This is a genomic window from Paenibacillus sp. FSL K6-1566 (genome assembly GCF_038050475.1).
GTDB lineage: Bacteria > Bacillota > Bacilli > Paenibacillales > Paenibacillaceae > Paenibacillus_AQ > Paenibacillus_AQ lactis.
In genome coordinates, this window is the sequence record NZ_JBBOSR010000001.1 from 298,523 (window position 1) to 313,721 (window position 15,199).

11 protein-coding genes and 1 pseudogene are annotated in these 15,199 nt (G+C 49.0%); 6 read left to right on the forward strand and 6 right to left on the reverse strand.

Annotated elements, in window-relative coordinates; genetic code table 11:
* Positions 1-40: 40 nt before the first annotated feature.
* Together NST08_RS01400 and NST08_RS01405 are read left to right on the forward strand one after the other, a co-directional pair.
* Positions 41-830 (forward strand): annotated as a pseudogene (locus tag NST08_RS01400) (sensor domain-containing protein).
* Between the two features lie 376 nt (positions 831-1,206).
* Positions 1,207-3,276, forward strand: coding sequence for a pectate lyase family protein (locus NST08_RS01405; RefSeq protein WP_213613339.1), 2,070 nt, complete (start codon positions 1,207-1,209; stop codon positions 3,274-3,276).
* 177 nt (positions 3,277-3,453) lie between these two features.
* On the opposite strand, the gene NST08_RS01410 is transcribed toward NST08_RS01405, so the two are convergent.
* Complete coding sequence (locus NST08_RS01410) at positions 3,454-3,873, reverse strand: type II toxin-antitoxin system death-on-curing family toxin (RefSeq protein ID WP_213613338.1); 420 nt, start codon at positions 3,871-3,873, stop codon at positions 3,454-3,456.
* A complete protein-coding gene (locus tag NST08_RS01415) occupies positions 3,870-4,133 on the reverse strand; it encodes an AbrB/MazE/SpoVT family DNA-binding domain-containing protein (protein WP_007132682.1) in 264 nt (87 codons plus the stop codon). The genes NST08_RS01410 and NST08_RS01415 overlap by 4 nt, the downstream gene beginning before the upstream one ends.
* 449 nt (positions 4,134-4,582) lie before the next feature.
* Between NST08_RS01415 and NST08_RS01420 the strand changes: the two genes are divergently transcribed.
* From NST08_RS01420 to NST08_RS01430, 3 genes are all read left to right on the forward strand, one after another.
* A complete protein-coding gene (locus NST08_RS01420; RefSeq protein WP_341341364.1) occupies positions 4,583-5,836 on the forward strand; it encodes a mechanosensitive ion channel family protein in 1,254 nt (417 codons plus the stop codon).
* A 145-nt stretch (positions 5,837-5,981) separates the two neighbouring features.
* Positions 5,982-6,212, forward strand: a complete 231-nt coding sequence (locus tag NST08_RS01425) for a DUF1259 domain-containing protein (RefSeq protein WP_341341365.1) — start codon at positions 5,982-5,984, stop codon at positions 6,210-6,212.
* 249 nt (positions 6,213-6,461) lie between these two features.
* Complete coding sequence (locus NST08_RS01430; RefSeq protein WP_213613336.1) at positions 6,462-7,304, forward strand: aldo/keto reductase; 843 nt, start codon at positions 6,462-6,464, stop codon at positions 7,302-7,304.
* Positions 7,305-7,402: 98 nt separating this feature from the next.
* Here NST08_RS01430 and NST08_RS01435 read toward each other — a convergent pair whose 3' ends face one another.
* The 4 genes from NST08_RS01435 to NST08_RS01450 all read right to left on the reverse strand — a co-directional run bounded on the left by NST08_RS01435 (position 7,403) and on the right by NST08_RS01450 (position 14,245).
* The gene (locus tag NST08_RS01435; RefSeq protein WP_210094311.1) at positions 7,403-11,428 is read right to left on the reverse strand and encodes an endo-1,4-beta-xylanase; all 4,026 of its coding nucleotides are present in this window, start codon (positions 11,426-11,428) and stop codon (positions 7,403-7,405) included.
* Positions 11,429-11,782: 354 nt separating this feature from the next.
* Positions 11,783-11,959: a hypothetical protein gene (locus NST08_RS01440; RefSeq protein ID WP_167392974.1), complete on the reverse strand. Its 177-nt coding sequence runs from the start codon at positions 11,957-11,959 to the stop codon at positions 11,783-11,785.
* Between the two features lie 247 nt (positions 11,960-12,206).
* Positions 12,207-13,226 (reverse strand): ComEC/Rec2 family competence protein, encoded by a 1,020-nt coding sequence (locus NST08_RS01445; protein ID WP_251536189.1) that lies wholly within the window; start codon positions 13,224-13,226, stop codon positions 12,207-12,209.
* Positions 13,223-14,245 (reverse strand): SGNH/GDSL hydrolase family protein, encoded by a 1,023-nt coding sequence (locus tag NST08_RS01450; RefSeq protein ID WP_251536187.1) that lies wholly within the window; start codon positions 14,243-14,245, stop codon positions 13,223-13,225. The genes NST08_RS01445 and NST08_RS01450 overlap by 4 nt, the downstream gene beginning before the upstream one ends.
* Positions 14,246-14,741: 496 nt before the next feature.
* Between NST08_RS01450 and NST08_RS01455 the strand changes: the two genes are divergently transcribed.
* Positions 14,742-15,191 carry an Hsp20/alpha crystallin family protein gene (locus tag NST08_RS01455; RefSeq protein ID WP_007132667.1) on the forward strand — a complete coding sequence of 150 codons (450 nt, stop codon included), beginning with the start codon at positions 14,742-14,744 and terminating at the stop codon, positions 15,189-15,191.
* The last annotated feature ends 8 nt before the right edge of the window (positions 15,192-15,199 follow it).

A 15,199-nucleotide genomic window follows, 5' to 3' on the forward strand; every position in this document is an offset into this window, starting at 1 on the left:
GCTGATACGTGATATATGAAGCCAAAAGGGGTGTTTGAATTTGAAAGCAATCGAAGCGACGAACACGGCGCGGGCAGGTAAGGTGAAATGGGTGCTTTTTACCAAAAACCTACGCGACGATCCTCTATTTATTGCTATCCCTCCCGTTAGGGATTATTTATTTTACAGTAGCGATAACAGGACTAGTATTATCAATCGGTCTAACTCCCATATTTATCGGAATACCGCTGTTCTTTGGCGTAGCGAAGCTGTTGAACGGGATTGTGCTCTTTGAACAAAGCATGATTAGGCAAATTTTGGGCCTTCCTGCCCCATCCGTTTCATATTCCTACCATCAACAGCCTGTAGCTGGGCAGAACTGGTTGAAACGAATGGTGAGCGGTTTTGACGGAGCGCTATTTATTCGAAATCTGCTGCTCGTATTCCTAAGGTTTGTTACTGGCATCGTATTCTTTGTTATTATGGTAACGGTGATTTCACTGGGACTCGGATTGATTGCTCTTCCCGTCGTGCATATCATTTTGATGAATGAATTGAAGCTTGATATTTTGGAGAATAGCTTGTTCAGTTATTTCCATATCGATTGGACTTATAATCAGCAATACCTGCTGTACGTAGGCGTTGGTCTTGTCCTGTTCTGGGTCGCGCTGCGCGTCGTGAATGGGCTCATGCAAATTCAGCGCAGAATCATGTACGTGGATGAACCCTATCAACGTCCGTCCGTGTCCATGGAACCCCCAAGCCATGAGCCTTTTCAGCCGCAATATGATGAGTACCTGGAGGATCAGCCCGCTCAAGGGATGATGCAGCCAGCCTATAGAGAGCTTTAAAAGCTCTCCCTAAAGCGACCTTAACCGGTCGCTTTTTCGTTTGCGCCCGGTTAAGCCTGAACTATCCTAATCTGCACCTTGAATTTGTTGCTTTCTGCAGTTCACGACTTACCGGCAAGGATGTTCTTCAAGCGTAAGTGTCATTTCCCAGACGAGTAATCATTAACTCAGAATATCGCGGAAAGTGAAAAGTATGAGAAAATGATTATTTCGGAACTGCTTTCGCAGCTGATATGCTGTGGGTGAAATTCCAAAATTTGTTGATTTCCAATAAGGACCTTGAAAAACCTGGTCCATAAGCGAGGAGGTCGATAAGAAAGCTCAATTTATTGCAAGCGGTTACAAACATCGGATGAGTAAAAAAGGAGGAGATAAAATGAAGAACAGCGTTGCAAAGGCAACCGGCATGGTGTTGTTGTTTTCTCTGGCACTGTCTCTCATAGCGGGAGGGTGGACGAATAAGACAACGGTCCATGCAGCCGGTCTTTCGATCATCGGCGGTGGGGGCTGGAATGAAACGGCGTATATCGAATGGTCACCCCTAAGTAATGCGGAGGGATACAATGTATATGTTAAAAACGCAGTCGCGCCGGATTCCAGCTATCAACAAATCGATAATGAGCTGATCCGGCAATACCCTTCCTATTGGAGAGCAGATGCCGTTGGACTCGCAGCAGGAAATTATGTGATGAAGGTTGAAGCCAGGCTGTCGGACGGTTCAACGGTAAGTGTCGTTTCGAATAACCTATCCGTAGCGCCGCATGATCGATCCGGATTTGCTTTTTCCTCAGACTCGCCATACGGGACAGGCTCGGGTGCCTACAATGATGACGGTACGCTTAAAGACGGTGCACAAGTTATTTATGTGACCTCCGAGACGGCACGAACCGTGACTCTTGATGTGAAAATCAATAGCTCAGGCGGGGTTCAAACGGGCGTGGGGATCGGCGAGATTTTGACGCTAAGACAAAAAGGCTATGATACAACCCCTCTTGCTATCCGGGTTATTGGAAAGGTTACCGATGACGACATGAGCGGACAGCTGAATAGCAGCGGCTACCTTCAGGTAAAAGGCAAAAACAATTACTCGGAAATGAATACGACGATCGAAGGGATCGGAGACGACGCTTATGCTTATGGGTGGGGATTGCTCCTTAGATATGTAGGGAATGTGGAAGTAAGAAACCTCGGACTCATGTTGTTCCCTGATGACGGGATTTCCATGGATACTGGAAATGTCAACGTGTGGGTTCATAATAATGATCTATTTTATGGAACTGCTGGAGGAGATGCCGACCAGGCCAAGGGCGATGGTTCAACGGATCTGAAGAAAGGATCGACCTATATTACCATCTCTTACAATCACTACTGGGATTCGGGAAAAGCGGCTCTTGTCGGGTTGAGTGAATCGGAGGAATTCTTTGTCACCTTCCATCATAATTGGTTTGATCACTCGGACTCCCGCCATCCACGAATTCGATTGGCATCGGTTCACATCTATAATAACTTCTATGACGGAGTATCAAAATATGGGGTCGGTGTGACAACGGGAGCTTCGGCCTTTGTGGAATCCAATTACTTTAGACATGCCAAATACCCGATGCTGAGCTCCTTGCAAGGTACGGATGCTTTAGGGGAAGGGACATTTTCGGGCGAAGACGGAGGCGTGATTAAGGCCTATAACAATAGGATCGTAGATGCGGACAGTCTGATTTATGCAAACTCCAATACAGGGACAGCTCCGGCACATGCAACCTCATTCGATGCATACTTGGCTTCGTCAAGAAATGAAACCGTACCAAGCTCTTACAGAGCGTTAGTGGGAGGAACGGCTTATAATAACTTTGATACAACCGTCGATACGGGAGTGAATAACGCCGATATTGATAACGTCAGCGATGTGGAGAAAATTGTTACCGCACAAGCCGGACGCCTGAATAACGGAGACTTCACGTGGCAATTCGATGATTCCGTTGACGACACGTCGTATGCCCTTAACACCGCTCTTATGGCTAAAATACGCAGCTACACCAGCGGGCTCGTATCCGTAGGCGGGAATTCAAGCGGGGTAGATCCGGATCCCGAGCCCCAGCCAGAGCCCGAGCCATCCACAGGGGAACGGGCTCATAACTTTACAACGTCCGGATTGGAAAGTGATTTCTTTGATATTGTAGGGAATCTTTCCACAACGAAGGGAACCGTGGTGTATAAAGGCTTGACGCTAACCCAATGTTTGAAAATCGAGAGTTCCACCCGTGTTACTTTTACCTCTACGGAAACGGCCACATTAACATTAGTGTTTAATTCGGCAGACGGAACCAAGATCAAGATTGATGGAATGAGTTATCCAATGACGAATGGTGTTGTCAGGGTGTCACTTCCCCCAGGAGCGCATACGATTACAAAAGATAACACGGCGAATCTCTTTTATATGGAGTTGGAGTAGAGCGGACGTCGGTCAAAAAAGGGATGCACGGGGCATGACTACCTCAACTGCAATGCTTTCGGGTGACATTAAAGGGCGACCCCATCCGTGGAAGCTTATGTGGTGTTGTCTTCAGACAGGGTTAGGCTCCCCTCGCCTCCTCTTACGAATATAAAAGCGACCGTGGTTCGGTCGCTTTTATACTTCCCCTGTTGGTTTGGCTACTGGGACACAATGCTTCCGAATGGTAGCTGCTAAGTCGGGAAACTGATGCTTATGATTAACCATATCTACCGTAAAATCCTCGGCTTTCTTTGGGTTCATCCTAAAATACCAGCCATTATAACGCAGGAATATGACAAGTGCTGTAAAAGCGGTGCGTTTATTAGCATTGTAGAAAGGATGATTTTGCCCTAATGACTCAAACAAAGCCGCAGCCTTTTCGAACACGATCTGATAAGCCTCCTCCCCAAAAGCGGAGGACTGAGGGCGTAGTACAGCGGATTCGAGCAACCCGGGTTCCTTTACCCCGATTTGTTCACCAGGACTGTAGCGTTGAATCATCGATACATTAATAGCAATGACTTCTTGGACGGATAAATAACGAGTTGAAGTCATCTATCTTTGAGTCCTTGCAGTGTTTGATCGTATTCCTCAATAACATTTGTTAAAGTATCCATGAAGTCTGCGCTAATTCCTTCAGGTAATGAGACTCTTGTTGACTTCTTGATTATAATTTCTCCTGTTTCCGGGCTAACATCAATGCTGACTGTATCACCTTGATCCAATCCGATTTGCTTCAAAGCGTCAGTCATGGTTATACCTAAACTGTTGCCGAATTTGGTCACTTTTCGTTCCATCACAACCATCCTATTCATAAAGATTCTCTCCTTATCAGCATATTCAATCGTTATAACAATTATACAATTATGAATTTGAATTTCAACTAACTACGTTCTCTCACTCTCCATCGTTTAAGAGCTGTAATGAGGATTCAACTTTAGTGGAATACGCTGGCTAGTCTTCGCCTGAAGCTAACTGAAGAAGACAATCAGGTTGACCATGGAGAAGCGGTGACGGGGCATCGGGGTCAGCTAGAAATTCGTGATCGTCTTGTTCCATCTATGCCATAAGAAGGCGATAGCTAAAAGAGATATGGTACATATAACCATCAAATCCGTGTCCTTTACCTCGGGTCTCAATCTACTTTATAATAGTAGGCTATATAAGTTGAACGAAATGAGGTGTGGACAGCACGAATATTTTACGTACTAGGCAGTGCATCAAGTTCATACTCATATAGTAAACAAGGCTTTAGGAGGCAACAATGGATTTTATCAGAAATCAACTAGACGGATATGGCATGAGCGAACTAACGGTAGGGTATCTTTCGAATCTGATCATGATCGTGTTTATAGCTGTGGTCTCCATACTGGCCAATTTTATAACCAAAAAGATTGTGCTGAAGATCATCATTCACATTGTCAATAACAATCGATATACGTGGGACAATATCATTGTGGAGAAAAAAGTGTTTCATAAGCTCTCGCACCTGGTGCCGGCAATCATCATCTATTATTCGGCGTCGATCTTTCCGTCCTATCAAACTTTGATTGAAAAGGCAGCCATGACTTATATGATTATCGTAACGATCATGGTATTTAATGCGCTGCTCAATGCGTTTGATGCCATTTATCGTTCGTTCGAGGTTTCCAAGATCCGGCCGATTAAGGGATACATTCAGGTAGCGAAGATCGTTCTTTACATCGTCGGCGGCATTGTGGTCATCTCGAACCTCATCGGTCAGAATCCCTTGATTATCCTCAGCGGGCTGGGTGCCTTATCGGCTGTGCTGATGCTAATCTTCAAGGACTCCATCTTAGGCCTGGTGGCAGGCGTACAGTTATCGTCAAATGATATGGTGCGTGTCGGCGACTGGATTGAAATGCCGAAATACGATGCGAACGGCGACGTCATCGACATTACCTTAAACACGGTGAAGGTGATGAATTTCGATAAGACGATCACCATGATTCCAAGCTATGCACTCATCTCCGACTCGTTCAAGAATTGGAGGGGCATGCAGGTATCCGGCGGCAGAAGGATCAAGCGCAGCTTCTATGTCGATACGACCAGCATCTGCTTTTGTACCAAGGAAATGATTGAGGAGTTTCAGAAAATTCACTACCTTACCGACTATATCACGACAAAATTAAGCGAGATCAACGCGTACAACCTTGAACACCAGATTAATACGGAAAGCAAAGTGAACGGCAGACAACTTACGAATATCGGCGTGTTCCGGGCATATATCCAACAATATCTGAGGCATCATCCGAGAATTCATCAAGAAATGACGCTGATCGTCAGGCAGTTAGAGCCGGGAGATAACGGGCTGCCATTAGAAATCTATGCATTCAGCAATGATACCACCTGGGCAGTGTATGAATCGATTCAAGCGGATATTTTTGACCATATTTTCGCAGTCGCGCCGACATTCGGGCTTCGTGCCTTCCAAAATCCAAGCGGCCATGATATCGTCCAACTCAAGCAAAGCCCGGAATTTTCGCGGGGATATTGAGGCAGGGATAGAAAATATTCATTAGAAGGCGACCGGACCTGGTCGCTTTTTTTTAATTTCATCTCCCGATTCCTTACAAAGCGGGGTAATTTGGATTTCTTAATTCAAAATAATCCGCCTTGGGCCAGACGGTTGAGCTCTATGTTTGGGAGAGACGGTTATTCTGACAAAGGAAATCACCCCCTTTATTTCCCGGCTGCGCAAGCATGGAATCAAGGTAACCGCGCTTCATAACCATTGGTTATTTACGAATCCGAATCTCTGGTATATTCACTTTGAAAGGCTGGATCAACCGCTCGACTTCGCAAGAGATACCCGGGATACGCTGAATGTATTAACGACACGGGTAGTTCGGCCTGTGATCCATAAAAAATAATATAATTAGCCATCCTTCGATCACGAGAGTTCGAGTTTTCATGGAAATAGGGTGCAAGGGTCTGTAACATAGGCTCAGATCCCCTCGCCTTTCTGCAAAATCCACAGCCTTACTGGTTGTGGATTTTTTTCGTGTTATAAAGAGTAAATAAAAGATGCGAGCTAGCTGAATCATGAATGGGTCATGTCCCCTGAATGAGGTTTATAATAGGACTAGCGAGGACTCAAATTTATGTAAGGAGGCTTTCCAATGAATCAGAATGTTCCGGAGCTTACGCTAAATGACGGCTTGAAGGTGCCCGCAATCGGACTCGGTACTTATAGCCTGAAAGGCGAAGAAGGCGTTAAAGCCATGGCTGCCGCGATGGATGCAGGGTATCGGTTGATCGATACGGCTTTTAACTATGAAAATGAAGGTGCCGTCGGCAAAGCCATCAAGCGGAGCTCCGTTGCCAGGGAAGAGCTGTTGATTTGCTCCAAGCTGCCGGGCCGCCGCCATGCCTACAAAGAGGCGCTCGTAACCATCGAAGAGTCGCTGTACCGAGCGGATCTTGATTATTATGATCTTTATCTGATCCACTGGCCGAATCCCAAGCAGGATGTGTACGTGGAAGCCTGGCAGGCGATGATTGAAGCCAAAAAACGCGGATACATCCGGTCCATCGGGGTTAGCAATTTCCTTCCCGAACATATTGACCGTCTAATTAAAGAGACCGGGGCAGCGCCTAGTTTGAATCAGGTGGAGCTTCATCCTTTCTTTGACCAGGCATATCAGCGGAAGAAGGATGCGGAGCATGGCATCGTTACGGAATCGTGGAGCCCACTTGGGCGCGGCAATGATATCGTGCAGGATGAACAAATCGTCCGAATAGCCGAGGCTCATGGAAAAACGGGAGCGCAGGTGATTTTGCGCTGGCACACCCAGCTTGGGGCCATTCCGATTCCTAAGTCGGGCTCCCTTCAGCATCAGACGGAAAATCTCGATATTTTCGATTTCGAGCTGACTGCGGAGGAGATGGATGTCATTTCATCCTTCAGCCGCGAGGATGGACGGTTGTGGGGACAGGATCCGAGCACTTACGAAGAATTTTGATCGTAGTAAGCCGCTTCTTTGGCCAATATCCCCCATCATCAAAAGCAGACGCCGATTTTTAACCGGCGTCTGTTTTTTCATCCTGTTCTATTGCTGTACTACAGCTTCCAAATACGGTACAGAATCACCGCTGCTTCGGCGCGGGTGAGGGGATCGTGCGGTGCAATGCGGCCGTTCTTGCCGTTTACAATCCCGGACTTGACCAGTCGGGCCGCACTTTCCAATGCATAACCGGAGACGCTTGCCGCATCGCGGTAACCGTCCAAGCTTCCGGTACCCTCGAGGGATTTGCCGGCTGCCGATAATGCCCGCACGGTCAGCGCCATCATGTCTTGTCTTGAGATCGGCTCATTCGGCTGGAAGGTCTGATCTTGAAAACCTTTTACGATTCCGAGTGCATAGGCGATGTCCAGCTCGCTGTGATCGTAACCGGCAGACTCGGCATCGCTGAAGCCTGCTTGCAGAGTCGCTGTCCCTTGGCCGCCGGATCCCTTCAACTCGAGCACTCTGACAAGAAGTGCGACGAAGTCGCCTCTCGTCATAAATGCTTCGGGAGAGAAGCTGCCCTCGGACGTCCCTTTGATGACATCCCGCGCAGCCATATGGTGAATGGCTTGCTCAGCCCAAGGAACCTTTTGCAAATCTTCGAAGGACTTGGCCTCGTAAGCTATAGCGTAGGTACCGAAACGGGTCGTTTGAAAAACAACCGCGCCCGCCGAAGCATCATGTCGGCCATTTGGAATGACCGCAACCTTTCCTTTGCCGTCCATGTACCAAACCACCAGGCGCTCCGGATTAAGCAGTTCTTTGGCGGTTGGGGTATATGGAATTTTGACCGTTACAGGAACCTCAGGATGATCCCAGTCTATGGCTTTCCCGTCTGCCGAAAGACTCAGATCGATGGCTGGTCGGCCGCTGATCCGTTCGAGGTCCGCTGCAGCCAGATGAGCCGTTGAAGCTGTGCCTACGCGGATCGACACCTGTTTTGCGGCTTTTGCCGCTTGCGACAACCCGCTGCTTGGGATATGAAGGGTCGCGTTGTCCGTTTTCAACACAAACTCAAAGGCTGGTTGGGCGTTCAGGCTATGGCCCGGCAGCTGTACTTCATATGCATCTACGGCATTTTGAGGGGCCACTTCAATTACGATTTGTTTCTTGCCGTTGGGGTTAGGAGTGGCTAGCCCAAGCGCTTTTGCGAGATCATCGCTAGCAATGGCGCCTACTGCATGTCGATTAGCGACCTTCACTGCGGGCTTGATGGTAATCACGCCGTTTTCGTTCCTAATGCTTCCGGCTTGCGGGGTGCTTCCATTGCCGGAGCCGGGATTGCTGCCATTGCTGCTGCTTGGGCTGCTTCCATTGTTGTTACCTCCACCGCCGCCGCTGCCATTGTCAGAGCCGCCGCCGTTCCCAGGGCTTGCGGGTTTGCCGTCTAAGGTAACGACGCCGAACACGGAAGGATCCTGATAGCCGTTGCCGGTCGTATCATTCCACGCGGCAACGCTTTGGCGAGCGCCGTCTTTCGCGTCATTGATCTGGGCGTCGAAGCCTATTTTAACCTGATTTGCAGGTTTGATGGATTTGAAAGGGATCTTTGCTTCCACCGTGTAGTTCGTTCCGGAAATTTTGGTTGCGGACACAAAGCCTTCTGCGATCGCTGGAGGATTAAATGAGGTTTCATTATCAAAGTTGATTCTGTACTGCCCGTCATCCGCTTGATAGAACGTTGTTTTGGCATTGTTTTCGTCCAGGAAAATTTCAACGGAGTCCTGCTCCCACACATTCACGCTCGCTTTATCAAGCTGGGCGTCGCTAACCTGGATCAATACATATAGATTGTGGTCATCCCAGAGCGTTCTGGCCACACCGGTCGCACCCTGCCATGCCGTCTGGTATTGATGGATCGACATCTCGGGAGCTTGGCACCAGATCGGGTCGACTGTGCCGTCTACGCCAGGTGTGCCATACATGGCAGTGGACTGGTTGGCATCCTTCGAATCAGGCTGGTGCTCCTGAATAAATGTATCAGGATCAATGACACCGTAATAGGCCGGTTTGGCCCGCAAGTTCTTATCAAACAGCAGCGGGTTGGAGGCGGCCCGCCAGCTTGAGCTGTCTTCAAGGCCCCAGAAGGTAACGCGGCTGATATGAGCCGCATGCTCCTTGAAAATTTTCATGAGCTGGGCATACAAATAGCCTTGTGCATTGGCTAACTGCTCGGAGAGCTGGTGGTTGCTTCCGGCCTGGATGTCAAGCTCGCTGATGGTGATTTCCACGCCCAAGGAGATAAATTTCTCCAGGGAGCGCTTCACGTTTTCCGGATTCGTGTTGATATTGTAATGTCCCTGCATGCCGATGCCGTCGATGAGCAGCTTGCCCGGATGGTCCAGCGCATACTTGTCATTGATTGCTTTCACCATATTGTAAATGGCCTGGGCCTTATTCTGATTGTCTTCGTTATAGTCATTGTAATGAAGCTTGATATCCCATTCCGGATGATCGTCAAGTACTTCCCTTGCCGCGAGAAATGCCTGCTCGACATAATCCGGACCGATGGCCTGATACCAAGGGGACTGACGCAGCGAGGCTTCCCAATCGGACGGATTCGGCGGATTATCGCTCATCGCCTCATTGACGACATCCCAGGAGATAACTTTGTCGCCGAAGTGCTCCATTACGGTGCGGATATGCGTGCGCAGATTCTCAAGGGCTTCCTCCCGGCTTAAAGGGACCGTATTCCCTTGCCCATCCTGTACCGTGTTCATCCATGCCGGGGACTGCTGGTGCCATACCAGCACATGCCCGTGCATCTGCATGCCCTCAGCCAGAACTTTATACACCATGGCATCCGCGGCCGTGAATGTAAAATTACCCTTTGTCGGCTGCAGCGCATCCGGCTTCATCGCGTTTCCGGCGGTGGCGGCATTATGATGCATCGATAGCAGCTCAAGCCGCACGCCTTCAAGATCCTCCGCTGTAATGGCGTTGCCGATGAGGAAATCATTTTGATACGCTTGTTTGACCGGAATCAAGTCTTTCTCGATTTCGACGGGGCCGGCGCTTGTTTTCTCGAAGCTGATGTCATCGATATAAAAGGATGCCGTCGCGTTATTCGAGCTTTCTACATAGATGGTTAAGTATTCATTCCCCACACTGTTGTACCGATAGGTTCCCTCGAACTGGACCCATCCGTCGCTGGTGCTGATCGTTTTGGGGGAAAGGGCCACATAATTCGCGCTGCTTCCGGAGCCGATTTGGGAGGACAGCTGGAGCTGCGAGCTTGCGGGCTCGATCAATTTGATCCATGCCGTTACTTTATATTCGCTGCCTTGATCAACGTATTTCTCGATTCGCAATGATGGCCCGTGCCATGTGGCTGTACGGCCTTCTACCTTCAAAGCGTAAGAGCCGCCGGGGGTATGGTTGGCTTCCTGGGTGACGGTCAACGTTTCATTACCGGATCTGCCTTCAAATCCGCCAGCCGTTTGGTCTTCAAAATCGATGGGAGTGAAGGGTAAAGCGGGTTCCCTAGGAGGCTCTTCCTCACCATCACCGCCGGAAGCCGCCTTCTTGGTGATCCGTATATCCCCGATGTAGAAGGGAACCGTCTTCCCGTCCTCGTTGGATTGAACCCGGAGGGCCGAATCGACTTCGGTATTAACGGTGAATTCTTTACTTAGCTGTACAGGCGTGCCTGCGGCAAAATCCGCACCGGCCAGCCAACCATAGCTGTCTACCGTTTGAAGAAAAGCCTGAGCGCCTGTTGGCACAGGCTCATTGGCGTCTACATATACAGAGACGGTCACCGTATACGTTATGCCGTTCTCCAAGCCCAAGTCGACATATTTGAAATCGGCCGCGTCCCAGTTATTGGCTCGGTTGCTTACATACAGAGCGCCTCCGTCCTCATTGCCGGCAAACGCTTTATTGGATACATGCGATATGCTGGCACTGCCGGATTGCACGGCTTTTCCTACGCCTGTCTCAAAGGTTTCATGATAAACGGTTTCGGTGGCTTCCGGTTCCTGTGCGTCAGCCCGAACATCCGAGGCTCTCCAGCCCGTCGGAAGAAGTAAAGCTGCCGCGATCAGAATCGAGATGCCTTGTTTGATCCATTTACTCATTCACTGTACTCCCCCTACCCTAAAGAATATTAAGCGCTTTCATTACTTTACAAGCAGCCTCCTTTCTCCAGAAATTGTAACATCCGGTTAGATCCAGTGTCTTTTTGCAAATTAAAGGAGATACTTAGATTTTTACATACATTTGTTGGTTAGAAGCAGAAGAAAGTGGAGGAGCGGCTGACTTAAGGGGGGTATAAAAAGGTATGTTCATGCGGAGGACGTCCCGACCGATCGTACCCATAAATATGTATACATTTGACCATATGAAAAGCGACCGGTGCTCGGCCGCTTCTTATGGCGTTTGGTTTAGAACAGGGTAGTGAAAAACAGCTAGAAGGGAGTAGGGGGCACCCCTTAATGATAGTTCTTCGACTCGTTTTCCTTGTATTTGCCATCGCTGTCATGCAGTGCTTGCTTCCGGCGATCATTCCGGGCTTGCTGCTGCTGTTGGGCGTCCAAGCTGTTCACGGGCGTCTCATCCAGTCTCTCGACCGTATTGATCAGGTTCTTATCCGGTTGGTTCGTACTCAAATGTATGGCCCTCCTTATGCTGGAATCGATTGTGATATTTATTATGTGCGGGAAGCAAAGCGGGTATTCAAGCATATTGGCTGTGCCATGCTGTTAGGATGCTCCGGATTGATTCGAATAGCTGAAGGGAAAGCAAAATTCCGTGTTCGACGCTCCGTAGGGTTGAAACGGCTAAAAAAAACGAAGTCCCTAACATGACAAAACCCCGGTTTTTCCGGGGCTTTGTATGAGTGTTTCATAAGGACTGTTATCTAACTTCCTTCTCCGTAATGAGCTCAATGGTTTTGCCATCCGATACGAGCATAATATTGCCGTGAAGGGCAGTGGACGCTACAAGGGCTCCATTTTTTTCATAACGCTGCTTGATGTCGAGATTTTGAAAAATATTGGCACTTAGAACCGCGATATCAGGCGAAGCCGCTTTAACGAATTGCGGAGAGGAGGATGTTTTGTCTCCGTGGTGGGGAGCATGCACCATATCGGCTTTAAGCTGATCAGCATGCCGTTCTGCAAGATCATATTCTCCAGACTTGTACAAGTCACCGGCAAATAAGAAGGTGTTGTCCCCATAGTGCAGCTTCATAACGAGCGACTGATTATTGATATTCTCTGTCGACCAATCCTCAAATATATCCGGGGATGTGCCTTTTTCCGGATTTAGCAGCTCAACCTCCACATGCTCGCCGATCTGAAGGCGGTCGCCGTCCTCCAAATAATGCAGCGGGATATCATGCTGCTCAATCAAATCCATCACCGTGCGGTATGTGCCAGTCGTGTGTTCAATATTCGGCATATAAAATCCGCCAATTTCTTTCGTCCTTAGCAGCGATGTATATCCGCCCATATGGTCATAATGAGGATGTGTATTTATGGCGTAATCGATTCGGGTTACACCCAGCCGTTCCATATACTCCTCCAATTGGGAGCTTGTTGCGGGAATGCCTGCGTCGATCATGATGTTGAGCCCGTCGGGCGTTTGCAGAAAAATAGAGTCGCCGGATTTCTCCTCCGAGTCCAGGAAAAAATAACGTACCGTGAGCTGATCCTGGTATGACTTCGTATAGAATACGTCACCAGTCCGGTGGACAATCGCAGATTCGGACCGCGGCTTAGCAGATGCATCGGCTGAAGCACTGCCGTTCTGCAGGTTCGAGGGATGTGAAGCTCCGGTCTCTTTGACGGGAGAGCATCCAGCCAGGACCAGAAGTATAACAAGCGCCAGCGCGAGCAGTCTATTGAACAACAGATGGGGCAGCCTTGATCTCATATCCGATCGTTCCCTTCGCTTATTAGGCTGTGGAGCTTGAGCTCATCATGGAAAAGGCGGTGCATGCGCCGGGCGATCAATTTATAGCCTTCCGCATCCGGGTGAAGCTTGTCGGACAAGCGTTCTTGATCCGATTCCCCGAATATGTCGAGACCTTCAACATAGAACAGGTGGCGATCGCCATGCTCCCGCAATATCTCGTAAGCCTCGCGCAGCTCCTGCCGGATTTTCACCAGATTCAGACCGACCGGGTTATCCGCGGTTTCACGCTCCGGCGCGAAGATCGGCGACATGAGCAGGATGGGGACACGATGATGCCGTTCCCGGATAATCTGAATGAGCCCGATGACGCTGGATTTAAAGGTTCTCGCATTCAGGCTGGATTGTCCCATCACGTTAATACCAAGGCATAAGGAAATGAAATCGGCCGGGAGGTTCCGGATCATCTTTGCGACCATAGGCTCGAGGTGGCAATTGGCCGAATAGCCGAGACAGGTCAGCTGAAGCTCCGAGCTTTGCGCGACAAGCGCCGGCCAGGTTTGCGATGGGCTGGCAGCCGCCTTGCACTGCGTGATCGAGCTCCCGTAAGCGATCCAGCGGGGCCGGGTATCTTGGTAATAGGTGAAGCTGGAGTCCTGATCGAGCAGGATGCGCTGAACACAGACTGGGTGCTTCGGAGATAAATAGATTTCGATAAGCTTGTTCGTGCCGGGCAATGCGTTCCACGTAACAACGGAATCCCCCGGCTCGGCGGTACAGGTCGAATGGAACTGCCCGTCTATCAAGCAATCGAAGCTTAGCGTATTCTCGGTTTCTGAAAAGCCTACTTGAACAGAGGTCGAATCACTCCAAAAGGATATGCGCACGCCTGCGGGGACCTCGGCTTCCCCGCCGATTCCGTCCGGCGGAAATAATGCGGCTTCAAGATAGGGAATGCGCCAGGGCCGGGCCCCAGCCTCCGTGATCTCGACACTGACGGCACCGTGAAACAAAGCTTCATTCATGGCAATGACGTTCATGGACTCACTCCTGTGGACGTTTTTTTCAAGACCGGTATGAATTTCGTAAAAGTACAGCAGATCTGCGAGGGGTAATAAGAAAAAGCCCTTTGCACCAATAAACCTTTAATCGATAAAGGCTCTGATGATGCAAAGGGCTTCTCATATTCTCTGCCCGCTTCAATTTCCAATATTCACTCTCATAGTACACATATCTTAGAATGATGACAAGCTATTTCGTAAGTAACGTAATCGTCGATCAACGGGTACAATTTCGTCGAAGTCTATTTTCGATGATGAATGGTTGATGTATATCTTCCGCGAGTGCTTAGTCTCAACAGAACGAAAAAGGTCAAAGATAGTCAAAATCAAAAATCGAATGCTAAAACATGGCCATTTCCGGCCAAAACAAGCGGATTCAGGGCCATATCGGGTTTATTCGGCTTTGTCATAACCCTTCGACGGGCATATAATGAACATGTAAGGTCAAACAAGGTCAAAGAAAGGGGAATGCATCATGTTTGATATGATTCCTTTTGGAAAACGCAGAGAGGACTCCATCAGCCAGCTGATGAAGTCATTCAATGATGTGTTTAGCAACGACTTTTTTGCACCGTTCAAGGGTTCGGCGGCGATGTCCTTTAAGACCGACATCCGTGAGACGGAGAACGCTTATCTGGTTGAAGCGGAATTGCCCGGTTTTCATAAAGACGACATTGAAATTCGCTACGAGGAGCCTTACCTGACGATTAAAGCCGTGCGCAAGGAAGCTAGCAGCGTGGAGGATTCCGATCAAAATATCATCCGGAGAGAACGCAGCTACGGCGAATACGTACGCCGCTTCCATGTTCAGCATATTGACGAAGACGGCATCACCGCATCGTTGAAGAACGGGGTGCTGAAGCTGGAAATCCCGAAACAGCCGGACACTCGTGCTAAACGGATCCAAATCCGGGATGACATGTAATCCAATTA